The sequence below is a fragment of the Candidatus Nitrosocosmicus sp. R genome, from assembly GCF_054408505.1.
Window position 1 is genome coordinate 64,788 of record NZ_CP167090.1, and the last position, 17,314, is coordinate 82,101.

19 protein-coding genes and 1 pseudogene are annotated in these 17,314 nt (G+C 32.8%); 8 read left to right on the forward strand and 12 right to left on the reverse strand.

Features of this window, described 5'->3' with window-relative positions; translation table 11 throughout:
* Nucleotides 1-98 precede the first annotated feature (98 nt).
* Nucleotides 99-681, forward strand: a pseudogene (locus AAGU22_RS00330) (Ntn hydrolase family protein).
* A 21-nt stretch (nt 682-702) separates the two neighbouring features.
* Nucleotides 703-1,395, forward strand: a complete 693-nt coding sequence (locus AAGU22_RS00335) for an Ntn hydrolase family protein (protein ID WP_458720259.1) — start codon at nt 703-705, stop codon at nt 1,393-1,395.
* 207 nt (nt 1,396-1,602) lie between these two features.
* Here the strand turns inward: AAGU22_RS00335 and AAGU22_RS00340 are convergent, their stop codons facing one another.
* Complete coding sequence (locus AAGU22_RS00340; protein WP_458720260.1) at nt 1,603-2,457, reverse strand: MarR family transcriptional regulator; 855 nt, start codon at nt 2,455-2,457, stop codon at nt 1,603-1,605.
* 649 nt (nt 2,458-3,106) lie between these two features.
* Between AAGU22_RS00340 and AAGU22_RS00345 the strand changes: the two genes are divergently transcribed.
* Together AAGU22_RS00345 and AAGU22_RS00350 are read left to right on the forward strand one after the other, a co-directional pair.
* Entirely contained in the window at nt 3,107-3,304 is a 198-nt protein-coding gene (locus AAGU22_RS00345; RefSeq protein WP_458720261.1) for a hypothetical protein, read from the forward strand.
* Nucleotides 3,305-3,321: 17 nt separating this feature from the next.
* Nucleotides 3,322-3,624 carry a hypothetical protein gene (locus tag AAGU22_RS00350; RefSeq protein WP_458720262.1) on the forward strand — a complete coding sequence of 101 codons (303 nt, stop codon included), beginning with the start codon at nt 3,322-3,324 and terminating at the stop codon, nt 3,622-3,624.
* Nucleotides 3,625-4,086: 462 nt separating this feature from the next.
* On the opposite strand, the gene AAGU22_RS00355 is transcribed toward AAGU22_RS00350, so the two are convergent.
* Nucleotides 4,087-4,530, reverse strand: a complete 444-nt coding sequence (locus AAGU22_RS00355; protein WP_458720263.1) for an SRPBCC family protein — start codon at nt 4,528-4,530, stop codon at nt 4,087-4,089.
* A 52-nt stretch (nt 4,531-4,582) separates the two neighbouring features.
* Here AAGU22_RS00355 and AAGU22_RS00360 point away from each other — a divergent pair, with 52 nt between their 5' ends.
* A complete protein-coding gene (locus AAGU22_RS00360) occupies nt 4,583-4,903 on the forward strand; it encodes an ArsR/SmtB family transcription factor (protein WP_458720264.1) in 321 nt (106 codons plus the stop codon).
* 300 nt (nt 4,904-5,203) lie between these two features.
* Here the strand turns inward: AAGU22_RS00360 and AAGU22_RS00365 are convergent, their stop codons facing one another.
* Nucleotides 5,204-5,374: a hypothetical protein gene (locus AAGU22_RS00365; protein WP_458720265.1), complete on the reverse strand. Its 171-nt coding sequence runs from the start codon at nt 5,372-5,374 to the stop codon at nt 5,204-5,206.
* An 11-nt stretch (nt 5,375-5,385) separates the two neighbouring features.
* On the opposite strand from AAGU22_RS00365, the gene AAGU22_RS00370 reads away from it, so the two are divergent.
* Nucleotides 5,386-5,604 carry a hemopexin repeat-containing protein gene (locus AAGU22_RS00370; protein ID WP_458720266.1) on the forward strand — a complete coding sequence of 73 codons (219 nt, stop codon included), beginning with the start codon at nt 5,386-5,388 and terminating at the stop codon, nt 5,602-5,604.
* 593 nt (nt 5,605-6,197) lie between these two features.
* Here AAGU22_RS00370 and AAGU22_RS00375 read toward each other — a convergent pair.
* The 7 genes from AAGU22_RS00375 to AAGU22_RS00405 all read right to left on the reverse strand — a co-directional run bounded on the left by AAGU22_RS00375 (nt 6,198) and on the right by AAGU22_RS00405 (nt 11,672).
* Entirely contained in the window at nt 6,198-7,262 is a 1,065-nt protein-coding gene (locus AAGU22_RS00375; protein ID WP_458720267.1) for a hypothetical protein, read from the reverse strand.
* 586 nt (nt 7,263-7,848) lie between these two features.
* Nucleotides 7,849-8,421: a hypothetical protein gene (locus AAGU22_RS00380; protein WP_458720268.1), complete on the reverse strand. Its 573-nt coding sequence runs from the start codon at nt 8,419-8,421 to the stop codon at nt 7,849-7,851.
* A gap of 146 nt (nt 8,422-8,567) precedes the next feature.
* A complete protein-coding gene (locus AAGU22_RS00385; protein ID WP_458720269.1) occupies nt 8,568-8,729 on the reverse strand; it encodes a hypothetical protein in 162 nt (53 codons plus the stop codon).
* A 338-nt stretch (nt 8,730-9,067) separates the two neighbouring features.
* Nucleotides 9,068-9,379: a hypothetical protein gene (locus AAGU22_RS00390; protein ID WP_458720271.1), complete on the reverse strand. Its 312-nt coding sequence runs from the start codon at nt 9,377-9,379 to the stop codon at nt 9,068-9,070.
* 412 nt (nt 9,380-9,791) lie between these two features.
* Nucleotides 9,792-10,022 (reverse strand): hypothetical protein, encoded by a 231-nt coding sequence (locus AAGU22_RS00395; RefSeq protein ID WP_458720272.1) that lies wholly within the window; start codon nt 10,020-10,022, stop codon nt 9,792-9,794.
* A 21-nt stretch (nt 10,023-10,043) separates the two neighbouring features.
* The gene (locus AAGU22_RS00400) at nt 10,044-10,247 is read right to left on the reverse strand and encodes a hypothetical protein (protein ID WP_458720273.1); all 204 of its coding nucleotides are present in this window, start codon (nt 10,245-10,247) and stop codon (nt 10,044-10,046) included.
* A gap of 477 nt (nt 10,248-10,724) precedes the next feature.
* Complete coding sequence (locus AAGU22_RS00405) at nt 10,725-11,672, reverse strand: radical SAM protein (RefSeq protein WP_458720274.1); 948 nt, start codon at nt 11,670-11,672, stop codon at nt 10,725-10,727.
* A 795-nt stretch (nt 11,673-12,467) separates the two neighbouring features.
* Here AAGU22_RS00405 and AAGU22_RS00410 point away from each other — a divergent pair.
* Together AAGU22_RS00410 and AAGU22_RS00415 are read left to right on the forward strand one after the other, a co-directional pair.
* Nucleotides 12,468-12,827 (forward strand): hypothetical protein, encoded by a 360-nt coding sequence (locus AAGU22_RS00410; RefSeq protein ID WP_458720275.1) that lies wholly within the window; start codon nt 12,468-12,470, stop codon nt 12,825-12,827.
* Nucleotides 12,828-13,848: 1,021 nt separating this feature from the next.
* On the forward strand, nt 13,849-14,832 hold the full coding sequence (locus AAGU22_RS00415; RefSeq protein WP_458720276.1) for a glycoside hydrolase family 130 protein: 984 nt from the start codon (nt 13,849-13,851) through the stop codon (nt 14,830-14,832).
* A 301-nt stretch (nt 14,833-15,133) separates the two neighbouring features.
* Here the strand turns inward: AAGU22_RS00415 and AAGU22_RS00420 are convergent, their stop codons facing one another.
* On the reverse strand, nt 15,134-16,450 hold the full coding sequence (locus AAGU22_RS00420) for a glycosyltransferase (RefSeq protein ID WP_458720277.1): 1,317 nt from the start codon (nt 16,448-16,450) through the stop codon (nt 15,134-15,136).
* 103 nt (nt 16,451-16,553) lie between these two features.
* On the reverse strand, nt 16,554-17,024 hold the full coding sequence (locus tag AAGU22_RS00425) for a universal stress protein (protein WP_458720278.1): 471 nt from the start codon (nt 17,022-17,024) through the stop codon (nt 16,554-16,556).
* Nucleotides 17,025-17,314: the final 290 nt, after the last annotated feature.

Sequence of the window (17,314 nt, forward strand, 5' to 3'; positions counted from 1 at the left end):
TTGTCAATAAGTCTTGATAACAAATAAAGTCAAACTGTGACCAATTTATATCAAACTTGGTCAATAAATTCGACCATTCTCTATAATACTATAACAAAATGACTACTATAATAGGAATTAAAACAACTGAGGGAGTAGTACTTGCATCTGATAAACGAGCCAGTAAGGGTTTCTTTATAGGATCCAAAGATCGTACAAAAGATTTCTAAAATAGATGATACTCTTGCAATTGCTATTGCAGGACAGTTATCTGATGCAGAACATTTAATCAAAATTACTGCAGCGGAGAGAAAATTGATAGAACTACGGAGGGGATTTCCATTGAGTGTAAAAGAATCTTCAAGACTAATCGCAAATCTCGCCTACTCGGGGCTAAAGAATTATCAACCATATTACGTCGAGTTACTAGTAGCAGGCGTAGATACCAGCGGATCACATGTAAATGTTGCAGATATGAGTGGTGGGATTACAAATGAAGATTATGCTGCATCAGGTTCGGGAGCCCCCATAGCTTATGGAGTTCTTGAAAGCCTTTACCATTTTGATATTACAAACGACGAAGCAAAGGAAATTGCTAAAAAGGCTGTTGCAGCGGCTATGGAACGAGACCCCGGCTCTGGCAACGGGATAGATGTTTTAGTCATACCAAAATTGGTAGCAGCCGAACGGGTTGTATTATAAGGAGTAGGAAGATAACAGAAAATGTCTGAAGATAATAATTCTGCAGGTTCTCCTTATAGTTTTGGGAATAACAGTAGATATCCATACTACTATGGACAAGGTGGTCGCCTGGTACTAGTAGATAATGCTCTAGAGGCGGTAAATAAGGGTTCAACAACTATTGGGTTAAAAACTCCAGAATTCGCCCTCATTTCAAGTCATATCAAACCCACTTTGCCCTTAGTGGATCCTAATGAAAAAATATTTGTAATTGATAAGCACATAGGAGCGACTGGAGCAGGCTATATTGCAGATATAGAACATTTAATAGAAGAAATAAGGTTACAAGGACAGAAACATCGCATTTCATATGATAGCTCTATCGACATAAGATCTATCACAAAACATCTAAGTACTTATTTACACAATTACACAATTTATGCTGTAAGACCACAAGCGGCTTCAATAATCATTGCTGGCGTAGATGAAAATGGGATACATTTGTACCGAGTTGACCCCAGTGGAACTTATTTGAAAGGAGGTGGGTTTGCAATAGGTCACTCTTCAGATGTGGCACTAGACGTGATTCAAAAAGGCTATGACACAAATATGAATATTGAACAGGCATTGAAATTGTCAAATGAAGCTATAGAAAAAGCAATCGGAGAAAAACCGGTAGTTGAGTCGGGGATAGTTACGTCAAAAGGATTTACAAAATTAAGAAAGGATCTCTAACATAATGTAATGTTGATACCTTGATATCAATCAATTCATTATACGTGGTAATGATTCATAAACACATTTTTTTTGCTATTTTATTCAAAACCTGTAGGTCATAACGCACGAAAAAATAGATTGATTATTTGAAATCTTGTATCTTATAATATCTTAATTCCCAGTTTAGGTGCAAGTCCTAACAAAATGAATTTGATATTTCGTCACTTATTTCCTATTATGCGAAAATTTAATGTCATTAGTGTAAACAGGCGTGTATTCCTTTTCTGGTATAACTTCTTCAAGTAAGTTCTCTTGCAGAATTTTTATTATTTCCTCAATTATCCTGTTTGAGTAATACATAGCTTCCACTTTCTCACTATCAGAAACGGCATCGGATTCTACAATAATATATTCTGACAGAATATTAACATTAATCTGAAATATTTTATTGTTGCTGTTTTTGTCTACTACTATCCATTGAAGTCTAAAACCTGTTTCTTTTTTTATCATGCCGAACCATCTTAATATGCCAAACCATTTCCCGGTTAAATGATCTACGATGGGTTCGATGTTACCCTTTACAGGCATATATATCTGGATTAATTGCTTATATTTTCTAAGTTTTTTTGATTTATCTATTTCTAGCTCTTCATTTAAAAGATTATCTTCTAATATTTGATTGAAGTTATACGCACTTCCTTCAACCAACTTGTACCCTGATGATGTTTTCTCAATTAGGTTCAAGTCCAAAAGTCTCTTTAAAGCCCTTGATAGACTTTGTTGGTGAATATCAAGTTTTCTCTCGAGAGCCTTAAATGAATATGTTGACCACATTTCTTTTCGTAGCAAAGATAGAATTTTCTTGTCGTTATTACGAACATCATTGATAGCTATTATAAACTCCTCATCATCAATATGAGGGTCCGTTTTCTGTTTTGAATTTAATGAAAAGTAATTATAACCCATTTTTAAATTAGTTGTCTGATTTGGAATTATGTGATCAGCGTGAAGAAGTTCCGCATAGTTTTGAAAATTATCACGATTACTAGATTCAGGCAGTGGTAACAATAACTTTGTCATTTGCAATTTTAGTTCAACCTCTTGCCTAGAGATGGAGATAATTTTACAAGAGTTGATGTCGAAATTTTCCCAGAAATAAATTTTATTTTATTTATAGATAATTCTTTCCTCAATTCCATGAGTTATATATCGATTAATCCGCTTAAATACTTATTTCAAAGACCATTTTATCTAGTAGTCATGATCAAGTTTTATGGCTCATTTTCATAGTACTGAAAATATAGATAAAAATGATTAAGGTACAAAAAGTAGTACAAATTAAACAATAGAGCGTTGTTTGGTTTCCACTGAAATTTTATTGATCCCTTTTGTATTTACTAACGAGATTCGCTGAACCCATCTAGACAAATAAATAAATGAATGGAATTAACCTGGTATTTCAATTTAATCACGACCTAAAATTATTCATGAGTTTCATCAAGTCATAATGTTTTTCAATGTATTCACATACGGTAAACCTTGTTACTGAGCTAAAACATTTCGTAACTTTATATCTCCATTTGTTGATCTATCGGGTAGAAAATTTCTGTGCTTACAACGATTATGACTAAATAAATCTGAATTTGGTAACGAGAAATACTAGTATATAGTAACTAGGTGAGCAAACAAATAGGTAAGAAAATTATATTAGTATGTACTAATATAAAAAATGGATTTTCATCAGAATTTTACCACAACAAAGCTTAGAGGGAGAATTATCTTTTCGTTTAGTTTATCTATTTTTTTAATAGCTGGAATGGTTATTTTGACTAGTACTTCTTCTGTTGCAGATGGACAGGTAGGGATACTAAAGCCGGCGTATTCAATCACACTCAGACTGATTCTTCAGGAAACACAACTTGGATAAATTCTGGTAACTGGTCAATGATTGGAATAAATACATCATCTCCCAGCTTGACTGCCATTATAGAAATGGCCAAACCAAATGGGAGTGCGGGACATGAACATGAACATGAGATAAATGATTTCAAATTAATAGGGTCACCAGTTATTGAAAACCAAACGATCCACCTTAATGGTACTTCAACTATAACCATGAGGGATGGTACAGTTACAAATGAACCCACAGTAATTGCTTTATCACAGGAAAAAATTGACATTTACTTTGATCCTGAGGATATAAAAAATCATTTTGAGAATCAGTCAATCTTAGGAATAGCGAATTGAGTACATCAAACTTTCAATAAGTAATAAATATATCTTCTTTTATTTGATAATTCCATATCTTAATAACCTCTATAACTGGTAATTATTCTAGCGACTAAAATTCATTCCTTGAATCCTTTTATATCTCAGATCTTTTTTTACTTTTGAAGTTGCGCATAAAACTCTAACAAGTTAGTGTTAAATGGTAGACATCATATAGACTCTTATTAACGCAGTCGACAATTACGTTACCTGTTCTTAATATGCATACAACTGAAGTTAGGATTCCACTCTGATTTATAAAATAAATCAATTATTTCATGGAGATAGTTACATTTGTACAAGTTAAATATCGATAAGTTCACATCTTACTGATCCCCAAATTAAGAGTGTTCTATTTTATATCACTTGCAATTTTTTGTCTCTAGAACAATTATAAAAATAGAAAACAGGGTCCTACTTTGCTTGGAAACTCAGTAAATATTAATAAAAGAACTCCCTTAAATTCTTATTGTATTCCAAATATACCTTTAAGCAACAAACCATTTGAGTCCAACCTTGGCAGTTACTGTATGATTCATCTAATGATGGCTGGTCTTCATTTATCCAACCTGCCTCTGAAATTGTTACTAGCGTCGTGTCATCTCCAAGTCGTTCAAAATCCATCTCTACTGTCAAGCGATTAGATTCTACTGCACTAGCCCATTCAAAAACGATTTTCTGGTTCTTAATTGTCTGTTTTACATATACTGAAAAAGCACCAGGATAATCATGAAAATCCCACATGACCTCCATTCCTTCATCGAGTGGGCCACTTGCTCCACCTGTAGTAAAATATTTGCTTAATTTCTTTGGATCGTAGACTGCGTTATATACTTCCTCGACAGGCTTTTTTATTTTGGCTTGCACTCTAAATTTCAAATTCATACATATACGCCGTTAGAAGGTTTATTAGTAGTATATGTTATATAAATGTAACATGTATTCAGAGAGCCACTATGACCACGTTTTTAAGGCACTGGGTCATTCTGGCAGACGTCAAATCCTTGATTTGATTAAGGATAAACCACATACAACCTCAGAATTGTGTCTTATCTTAAAAAAAATGGATAGATGTACGGTAATGCAACATTTGAACGTCTTAGAAAAGGCTGGTTTGATTATAGTTAAACATAGTGGAAAATATCGCTGGAATTACATTAATCTTCTTCCTATTCGAGAATTACATGATCGCTGGATAACCAAATTTTCTGTGGATGCCATAGACTTGCTTGCAAAGTTGAAACATGATGTAGAATGAGATCACTGAATACGGGAATCTGAATTTTAGTTCAATAGATGTATTGAATTATCCAATTGTTATTTGGATTTTGCAATTGCTTTTGGGTAGCAGTTAGGTTTATTGATGTCGCGGATCAGATAGAAATCTAGTTTCTGAAGAGGAACAGCATGATTATCCATTTGTTACTAATGGGATTAAAAATTAAGTGTGATTAATAAAATTTCACTTTGAGTACTAAGAACAGCCATTGATTAAAAAATTAATATGGTGTTTCAAAAGAATTAAATCTGTTTCTTAACCGCTGATTTGGTATGAGGTTTACATCAATTGATACATTCGTGCTACTTCAGATGGCAACGTATAATCTAACTGAGTGTAAGGTACAATCCCAAGTTTCCTAATTGCTAAGAATATCGTTCCATAAACTTTATCTATTTTATTCATAAAGTAGTCATATGGGGTATCAAAAATACTTTTTATTCTTATCATTTCTTATTGTCATGTCATTAATATCGCCATTCAATGTACCTATAGAAGAATCATTAGCTCATAATTTTACCTCGGATATTGATGCTTCCTTTCTCAGTGAAGATAATAAGTTATATCTTTTAAAAGGCGACCAGTACGTTCGCCTTACATTTTACGTGGGCCAGGGTGCAACGATGGATAGTGGTTATCCACAACCAATCAGTAATTGGGTTGATCCGCAAGATTCTTAGGCTCATAGGTAGGATTACGTATATATCACTACAAAAACTTTTATTTTTTCCCTCTTCTCATATTACTTTAGATATTTTTGGTATCAGTGAATCCAATTATTTATACAAAAGGTTCATTAATAGAATTAAGTCTGTTTTTTTCATTTGTGAACGTTCCTTTTTTTGTTGTAATAGGGTGTCATCCTGATTAAGTGCGTGGTGATTTCCAGGAAAGTATTTTGAATGAAAAAGATAAAAATTACCAAATAGATTATCTAGTTATTTACCAATATTGAATATTATATACCATTTCTGATATCGTATAAGTACAATATGCTTGGTTAGTTGTTGGTTGGTGCGTCCTATATGCAACCCTTAAAAAGTTAAGCTATCAAATGCTAATTATCATGATACGATACGCAAAATACTACTGTGAACAGCAATTTGAAATCCTACTTACATGTTACTTGAGATATCTACTAAACACCAAATTCTATACATCTCGTTATAACCATTGATAGATACCCACATGGCTGATTATAGGTCAAACAAATCGACTGTGAATAATTTAATAGCCTATTCTAAACCAAATAAAAATAAAAATTTTCCTCTGATTATTGCGTATTTGAAAGAATCTGCAAGTCAAAAGCTTTTATCAAATTAGGATGAATCTGTGTGTGAACGATCATCATTATATCCGTTGGTGAGACTTTGGAATCTAGCGAATTTACAAGCTGCATGATACCACTTTCCAGATTAGTACCATAGGTGGAGGTCCTATTTTGGGATATAATGGGTTTAAGTTCTTTATTAAATATATCCAATAGTTTTTCAGCCATCCCTTTTGCACTTTGATAATTTGCCATATTTACTATGGGTTTATTTGTATTCATTTTGGTATCCGAATCCTTCATTGTTGGTGACATATCAATCATCTTGTTCATATCCATGTTGTTATTGTTACTAGAATTATAACTATTACTATTTTCAACCATAGACCCGTTGTTCATATTTCCCATATTTCCCATATCGGTCATATCAAATTCAACACTATAAGCATCACCATAATTCCTTAATACCTCGTCTACCCCATCAGCAAATCTCATAGGATGGATTGAGCCACTGTTGTTATCCTTTTTCGGACTAAATATATTTGATATGAACGTGGTAACTTGATTTAGAAAGTTAGAATCTTCCGCTTGCTTTTTAGTTTCCGCTAGGGTTATGACTTTGTCTACATTCGTATTGATACTTGTAACTAATTGGTTTGATTGTTCTAGTTTTTGTTTTTCGCCTTGAACTGATGTAGGGGTATTTGAAAATGAAGATGTTAGGTTGCGCAAATCTTCTACAGCTAATTTGAGATCATCTCCAATTTTTTTATCCTGTTTAACTATTTCTACCAACAAGTCCCAGTAAAAAATACTAACAGCTTCATCTGCATGTTTTTGAGCCAAAGTTATATTATTATTTAGAAGATTTGACTGAACAAGATTCGATTCTGTCTGAAATTGATCTAGAGATGCTACAAATGAAGCATAATTATTTGGAGGAAAATTGTGACCATACGCATTTTGGAAAAAAGTAGAATCAGAACTAATACTTGTATTATTATGTATGATTAAGCTAAATAAAATACCTAACACAAATAGAACATACAGGGTATTTTTCTGCTTCACAATAGTAAAATTAGGTTTGAATGTTATAATAATACTTCGCTTGATTACGATTAACAATCTATTGCTTAATCGCGCATCATCTATTGATATAATGAGTGTTTTAATTTACCTATATTAATCCAAAACACAAAAAAGATCAATTGTTTTTTATTCTGACAGTAACTTCAACAAGTTGTTCTCATTCATCGATTAATTTATGGCGATATCGTAACAATCATTATCAAGAAAAATATAATGTCGTTCTTCCTATAATTCGAGTATCAGGCAGAGAATAATACAAGAAACTTCATCCGTCTATTTCTTCGTGGCACAATATTAAATGTTTGACTGAAAATAGATCACCGGATATTGCCTCGATAGATATAGTGGAGAGACGCGAGAGACTGGCATAAGTATTATTATAGAAACTTCTCCCATAGGATCTAGTCCACGATATTACCAAAAACTAGTTCGAAATGCTGTCATCATTATTACTTTCTTATCCACCTTCACATAACGCATATTACGGAATTTCTATTCTGTTATGGATGTGTTATTGCCAGATCACCTTGAATATTTCTTTGATCCAGATATACCGAAAAATAAATCAGTTAACTTCTAGGTTCCACATCGTATAATTGTAAGTATTTAGCTCATTGTCTATATCCCAATCTGCTATGCCGATAACTTTATTGAGAAATGTAAGCGAACCGTTATCATTTAACTGTGGATCGTATAGTTGTGCAGTAGGATAAAACATGATATTCCCATTTGAATCTGTAAACCCACGACCGTATCCTTTCATTTTGACAGAATCGTGCTTTGAATTGGTATTATTATTCTCATTATAAACTAGTTTGCCGTTTCCTTCTCCTTGAATTACGCCATCGGATCTATGGTTGTTTATATAAATCCAGTATCCAGTAACCTTGGGTCCTCCGTCAGTAAATTGCCCAATACCTTCGTAAGAAACCTGAACCTTTGTCCCATTTATTCCGCTCTCAATTATTGTTTGATCTATGATATTGCCATGACTAGAATAGATCTGTTTTGCATTCACTGTATTTGTATTTGAATTATTTGATTCTTGCCATAATAAATTATCTTTGTTATTAGGTTCTGAATCTAGACCATTTGAGTCCGGATTTGAAAAAGTACTGGAAAAAATTCCAATAGCCATAATCCCTGCAATTGCAATAAATAACTTGGTTGATACATGGTTTTTTGCATCTGAAATGTTAACAATGCTTATATTAAAGCGATATGTCCATTTTCACATAGGGATACTACCAATGATATCAAAATACACTTAATTTTCATGATATGTTAGGAGACAAGGAACATGGATATCCTCTTGTTAAAAGCATTTACAAATTCTTCAATTATTCGTACCTGTTCTTTCGTTAACCTGCCCGATTGTATTGAATTGGAATCCATTTTTATCTTATTGTCCATTATTTTTGCCACCTCTTTAATTGTTTTATTCATAGAGTGTCTATGTCGCTCAGATATTTATATATATTGGTATAAATTGGCAATGACAAACAATAACATCATATCAGGGCTATTCGAGCAGCATAAAATATTTTAATCTTTTCAAGCTATCCACGAGTAAAACAAGGATTCTTGCGAACTTATAATATTGAGAAAACAGGATTTTGAATATTTTAACCTCAGATTCGGTTTGCTTGGGAAAATGAGATTATATCCAAAGGGTCTATCGATTTTCATCATCAGATCACCATAAGATCCTGTAAAAATGGTCCTGCCCTTTAGTTCAAATCAATTCTGTACACTTCGCGAAATTCCAAGATGAAGAGTGAAAGTTATCCCCGTAAAAAAGAAATATCATAATCTGATTCTTTTGTAGATGTGGATTTTAACTCAGGACAATTGCTAAGTACCATATCTAATTTTTGTAATTCCACCTGAGATCGATTTGATATAGTCCCTTCTTCATAAGATGCAAGAAAATTTTCCTTATTTCCTTCCAGTGAATATAAATTATTTAGGATTTTACTGGCATTTTGTTTACATTGTTCTTCAAAAGCGAATGGGGCAAACGATCCTACTACTACTGTGGTTACGATGATTATTGATATAGATAAAACTATGATGATTTTTTGGTTTTTTTCCATAGTATATTGAATTAGTCAAATCGTATTATAATAAAGATATCTTATATCTTGTTTATTGAGATGATTTCGTGTCCTCTTATAAACTTGATATCTACTGATCTATTTATTCTCTTTTTACATCGTTCCATTCAATCAGATAATTTCGCATTTCCTTGTCAGAAAATACGAAATTGTTAATTTCTATCCTAGAAAACTATAGATTTGTATGGACCAGCAACGACAATATCCGTGGTGGGCTACTAATGAAAATAATTTGATGTACTTGCTATCATGATGTGTAGCAAAAAGATCTGCCTTCTTAAATAATGATAATCAAAATTAGTTTTATTATCATGGATAGGTGCGAGAAGTAAGATGGAAGTAACAAATTAATCTAATGTGTTGGGAATTGGCATTGCCCAAGCCAAAAATATTACCGATTGTCGTAGCATATAGCATATGCCTGTACAGTTAATGCTGAATCCATATTTGAACTCGTAGTAATTGTGGTGGTAAATGTGCTAAGAGAATCTGGAATTGCAGAATAAGAAATTACATTTCCATCAGTAATATCATATAGGGATCCTCCTCCCAAGTTCAAGTCCGTTGTGACATGATGCAGTAGAGGAATAAGGGTTACCACCAGTTTTATCGGTCGGTCCATGAATTATGTATATTTTTCCATCTAATGACGATGAACCAGTGGAAGACGATGAACCAGTGGAAGACGATGAACCACTACATTATTTGTGGTATCTGTGGAACTGCTTACATGATTAGCATCAGTTGAACAACCTATACTAGATGTGCCTTTGGGACCAGTTGGACAACCTACACCTCCAATACTTTTCGCATTACCTTGACCTATTTGACCTCCAGCATTCTCCATGCCTTGATTACCAAAATGAAAATTACCTCTTTGCGCTAATGAAAAATTTAACAGATCGGGACTATAAGGGGTGTTAAAACTATAAAAACTAATCCATACATTAATAATATACTATTTAAAAAAGTCATAATTTAGACATCAGAGAATGGTAATATAGATTTTATTCATCATACTTTATCTTGATGTTGCTGTCATAATAAAGATAGATAATCCATGATATTTTCATTCCAAGTGTTTGGTATCTATGTATATGTGGTTTGATCTTATCTGAATTTATTTGCTAGTCGTAGAATGACATTTACCGAAGTTTAAACAGAATATTCCTCTTTTTTGATGTGATACCTCAATGCACGTATAAATGATGATGCTATCAAAAGGCGTCTAATAATGTGTCTAATAGTGGTTAACATTTATGAGCATTGTTATTAGAGATCCGTTAATTCTTTAAGAGAATGTCAGCCAAAAAGCAAATCATTGTTAATTATTTTTCAATCCTTGAGCAACTAGTATTGAATAACATCCCAGTCCACATTTTTCACATATTGGCTTCATTGCTTTACTGTCGGAGCTTCCAATACAACAAGGCTGTTTTGACATTCCTTTATGATCTAACGATAATATTGCCCACGAAGGACAGTCCACGGGGGTAGTTTTAATCCCTCCCCAGTTCCCTTTCATTAGTTCTAGTTGTTTTTCAGTGTTCATGATAAAGTCTGGATATTTAGTTCTTAATCTTTGAATATTATTAATTATATCAGTTCTTGTATCACCGAATGGTAACCAAAGCGGATCATTATCTGCGAAGGGTGTATGAAACTGAAACCCTATTTTATTTATCGTATCTTTCCATTCATCAATTAGATCTTCTATGGTGGTATAATTCAGAGAATTTATAGTCATTGTGATCCAAATGTCCTTCCAAGCTGGTTTTCCATTGCGATCGGGCCCGGAGATATAGTCTAAAATATTCTTTTTGGTTTTGGAATAAGCGCCTTTTCCTCTAATGCTATCATGAACTTGTTCTGTACCATCAAGAGATACCCAGTAAAAGTAAAGCTTGTCAAATCTTACTAAAGGATAAGTACCGTTAGTTACTACACATATTCTTCTAGGCATCTCATCACAAAAAACCTTTATGATATCTTGACGCATCATTGGCTCGCCTCCAACGAGTGTAACTACATAGACATGATGTTTTTTAAAGGTCTGTTTTATTATTTCTTTCCAATCCCCGGGACTCAACTCGTCTAGTTCATTTCTTCTAGTTTTCCACCAGTAACAATGGGAACAATGCAAATTGCAGACGTTGATAATATCTGCAGAACCATAGAGAAATGGTTTAGATTTAAAAAACTTTATAGACATATATTTACTTAGGATACTAAAAATTGTAGGAGCGTCTTTTATTATATCGGTTATACCCATACCGTATACAATATCTACCAATAGTAATCATAGATAACATAGATTCCAAAGTATATTAATAATACGCACATTTAGACATATTCTTTAGTGGATCTGCACTTTTTTAGATAGGGTTAAACTTTCCATATTTCTCTTCTATGATTAATGTCCAATTAAATTAGAATGTCGTAAAAAAAGTATTTGGACAAATTGATCATAAATGACATACAAGTATTTTTATGTTCAAGATTTATCATTTCTCCTCATTACTTCCACTTGTATTAGTAGGGTTATTTCAAATTCAGGTTTTCATCCAATGTACTGGTCATCGACAACATAAAATATCTATATTGTTTCCGTATTCTATTTCTACAATATCCTATGGAGTAATTTGGATTTAATTAAGTTGTTCTATAATTGCAAGAAACTATGACCTACTACAATACTGTTTGTTTCTATCTCTGAAGTTTTATCATGGTATTTTTCTAAAGCATTCCCCAAACAAATCCAATCTATTTTCCATCAATTGAGCAATGTCCATAAAAAATAGAATTTCTTTTATGTGCTCTTAATAGTGCTATGTAAGTTATCAGGTGGGGTAAACTGAGATATTGCCTTGAAAAGTTAACACAAAAATGGTCAATTATGACCTAATTATTCTGTTCGTTATTCTAGTTCCAGATCATGCTGTTTGCTACTGAATTAATGGTTCATGTGAAGGAATCATTTGTAAAAGATATTGAAATGATGATTAACATGAACTGAAAACGATATCCATCATAATATACTTAAGAGACATGGTATGTATATAGTAATATGGTAATAGAAAAAAGTTATAATAATAATCACCTTCCCTTCCTGTCATTAGATTCTCTTCATAAAAGCACTGTGATAAATCAGACAAAAAATGAAAGTATCGTTGTCATAGCTGAAGAACAATCAAATGAAAATGTGGAAACATCTTTTCGCCAAAGATATTCTCAAGAATTGAGAACTAAGAAACAGCAAATATATGATATAGAAAGAGGATTTAATGAGTTAGACGACGAAAGAAGAAGTGTTAGACAGCAAATGATGCGAACTCCTGGACGAAGAGGAGAGATTATAAAAGAAGAAGAAATCTCAAAGGAATTTAGCAGGAGATTTTATGAAACTCCAGAGATACGTACAAACTAGATCTCCTTCACTACATCACATAATATCATAATTTTTATATCGTTTTATCTCCAAAAAATAAAGTTTTTACCAGTTTATAGAATTGTACTTCATGTTAGGGGCGTTTATTCGTATTTTGGTCATCATATCAACATGATCTAGCCTTGCTTATAGCAAAGATACGTTAGTAGGTTTTTCTATACGTGTTTTGAAACTCTCTTCAACCCTGATGGCACCACTTTTTATTTGATCTTGTGATTAATACATCGTATAAAAATAATGACTATCAAAATTTGAATTGGTAAAATATGTTCTAATAATATCTATTCGAAATAAAGGCTAAAGTTAAATCTAAATATACCCAAAAGTCAAAAAGAAAGGATTTCCTCTGATTAACCTCTACTTGTAATATATTACCATTAGCAGCTATCACCAATTCTTCAGAATTGTTGGATGAGATGATGGTTAGATAATGAAAGAAAGCTTTGTTGGGTTCTATTGCAATTACTTCAGGTCTGGTTTTTATCTTATTATATATGCTATTTAGTTATATTTTGATAATCCTTAATATGTATCATGTATATCTTAAGGTATGAGTAATATGGACAACATTCAATTGTTAATGTGTAAGAATTGTACCCATTCAAAGGATGAGCATAGACAACAACCCAGTGGCCCAAGATTTTATGATCATCGCTGTTTATTTTGTAAGTGCCAGCAATTCACATAAAGTTATTTTTTTGTCTCATTTCTATTATTCGCATTAATGACGTGAGTGCCTGATTCTAGTTGTACAAGTAATATTCCTCTGATAATTCATACTACCATCATTATTGCCATTTCCTTATAATTTCCTACATGAGAATAGAATCGCAATCATCTATATGTCAATATGAAATAAGCACCTTTCAAACAAACATCCAGTAAAACATTGCTTTTAATATGCTATTTAAATACCACGGAAACAACCGTATTCAATGTTTATACCAATTATGAGCAACATCATCCCAAAAGATAAATTCTGTGTTAGCGATTTACCCAATTGAACTCCGTCCAATTGAACTCCGAAATCCTAAAGAGATATCCAAATAATCCTATACTTATTCCCAATAAGAATAACTGGTGGGAATCAGAAGCTGTTTTTAACTGTGCCATATTATATGATGGAAAAAAAATTCATATGCTTTATCGTGCGATCGGAGAATATGAACACTACCTTTCAAGAATAGGATATGCATCCAGTGATGATGGTTACCTCTTTAGCAGGCGTGATGGAATTGCGTTTAATCCTACATTCGACTACGAAAAATACGGTATCGAAGATCCCAGATTGACCGAAATTGACGGTCAAGTTTACGTTACTTATGTAGTATTACCCGATCGTCCAAAAAAAGGTCCCATGGTATCAACTGCACTAGCAACTACTAAAGATTATTCCAAATTTGAAAGACTGGGCATTATTACGAATGAAGGGATGGATAACAAAGACGTGGTTCTTTTTCCAACCAAAATGCGTTCTAAAAATACCATGAATAGTGAAAAGATGGCGTATTTCTGCTTGCATAGACCAAGTTCTTGGGTAGGTGACGCATACGGAATTGATAAACCTAGTATATGGATTGGAGAGGGAAATACATTGACAAGTTTTGAAACGCATACTTTGCTCATGAAGCCGGAACAAAAATGGGAAGAACTAAAGATCGGTGCTGGTCCTCCGCCTGTTAGAACAAAATATGGATGGTTAGTGATATATCATGGTGTGAGCGCAGACAGAACATATAGTGCTGGTGCTGCACTTGTGGATTTAGAAGATCCATATAAAATAATTGGTAGAAGCAAAGAACCTATTTTAGTGCCTACTACAGCATATGAGAAATATGGTGATATAAACAATGTGGTCTTTCCTACAGGTGCGTGCATTATCAATGGAGAACTTTTTGTTTATTATGGTGGTGCTGACAAGGTGTGTTGCGTTGCAACGGCCAAATTAAGCGAACTTGTAGATTATATTTTTCAAAATAGTTAATCTACCCAGGGTCGTTAACTCATTGAAATAGTGTAGGATTAAGAAAACTGTTTATTTAGTAAGATTTAATAAAAATGGAGTGACAATTTCACTGACTATCATCATATATTATATTATTTCATTGTTCATAAAATGTAATTTAGAAAATCTTCAAATCATTACCTTTTACATTAACTATTAAATAATATAGTAAGCAGTGAAAACAAATTCAGAACCATGTCTTTTCATGTTATAATCAGAGATTAAAAAAATAATCTCTTTAATATATGAATTCTTTGAGCATAAAACTATTAAATTTCTATTATGGGCTGGCATAAGGGACTAGGTTGTTTTTGATTCCCTCGTTCTCGCCTAAAACAGTGGTATAAAGTGCATAATGCTGCAACGCAACATTATCCCACGTTAATTCCCTATTGAATTCCTCAATTCTTTTAGTATAATGAGAGTAATTCGCTCCGAGTTTCTTTATTGCTTTAGCAAATTCATTTGGTCTTCTTTTTACCACTATTCCCAGTCCTTTATTTGCAAATTCTCTAAAGAAACCTAAATCAGTAGCTATGAATGGTAACCCGTGAGCCAGTGCATCAAACATTACCCCTGAACCTGAAGTTACAGTATAGGGAAGAATGATTATATCACATGCATAAAAAAGAATTGAAAGCTCTTTATCTGTTAAGAATCCTCGGTTCAAATTAATTATTTTGTTAAATTGTGTATCTTTCCTTTCTGTGTGAAGAACTCTTTTCTGGTTATCATGACCATCAATTGAAGACGGCTTTATCGTATTGAATAAATTTTCAGACTGATTAATTACCATTGCCCAATCATCTGGAATAACCAAATTATTTAATATGTCCCAGCCTTTTGTGTGCGTCATGAATCCAAAGAATAGAGCTATTTTACGATTTAGTGGTAAGGAATATGCTTCTCTTGCCTCCTTTTTCTTTAAAGGCATATTCAAATTTGACTCTGCACCATGATATATGACAGTAAAATTTTTCAATGATTTTTCATCATTTTCGGCTATTAATTTGGCCAAATAATTTGAAAAAACAATACTGGCCTGACTCATTTGCATTTTTTGCTTGTTTGCTGTATTAAAAGATCGGTAGTTTATAAAGCGTTTCCAATAGGCTATTATTTGCTTGCTCAAATTAACTGGAAAAGTAATCATGTTTTTATCTAAAAGATTAGGGTGTTTTGATAACTCAATCCATTGTCGTAATGGATATGCAGAATGAAATGTAGTGATTATAGGTATTTTACATTCTTTATAAAATTCATCTATGTTAGTACTTAATTTACTTGGATTGATGGCGTCCATTTTCAGTCCATAAAGTCCATGTTCTAATTGGATGTGCACAACATCAGGGACATACTCATCAACTACATCTAGTATTATTTTTGAATTATTGCCATTTTCAGGATCAATACCCAGATAATCTCCTTTTCCCTTCTCGTTGCATAAAACAGAAACTTTCATACCTGATCTTTTTAATCCCTCTGTGAGATTCTTTGCATACCTCCCAACGCCTCCGGGAATGGGTGGATATTCGGTGGAAACCATTAGAATTTTTAACGAAAATTTATCATATTTATCTAACTTATAAGACATCATAATAATAGATTGTATATAACAACCAAGACATATAAGCAAATGTAATAACGCTATAAATTCATCGATATTTACACATTTTTTACCGGTATTTACTATATCTTGGTTATCTTACCAAAACTACTGGACACGTTGCTACTTCTGAAATCCATCTAGAAATACTTCCTATACCTTTTCTATCATGCCTTTTCTTTAATGATCCACTACTACCCATTACTATCATGCTTGCATTCTCTTCCTTAGATACAGTAAGGATCTCATCTGCAGGATGACCTACCCGAATTATTGACTTGGCTACAACACCTTCATGGATTAATCTATCTACCTCCTTTCCAATCATTGTCTTGGCTCCCTCTCTAATTGTCTTTTCAAAGTAGTGCCTAGTTTTATTTAAATCATCCATATTTGAAATAAATTTTGCAATCTCTTTGGGATAGAAGCTTGTATCGTCAATAACATACAAAACAATTATGGCAGAACTCTGGCTTGTTGCAAGATCTTTTGCTTTATCTAATGCCTTTATTGACAGCTCAGTCGCATCAAATGGAACCAAAATATTGGATTTATTGTTATTCATTCATTATTACATGATTCTTTGAATATATAGACATCACCTTTTCGCTATGATCCTATCTTTCTCGTTTCAATGATTGGGTTAAAGACCTTTTATCCTCCATACCCGCTAATTTTGTTTTCTTTATGATAGCATACGATATATCATGCATTACATAGTTTGATTACAAAATCTATTTCCGACATAAATACCGTCGATTGGGTTTTTTGGTCACCCATATTCTGACATGATGAATAGAAATAAGAAAATTTCAATTTATCTACGATATTAGATTAATTTATGGAATTAAATGG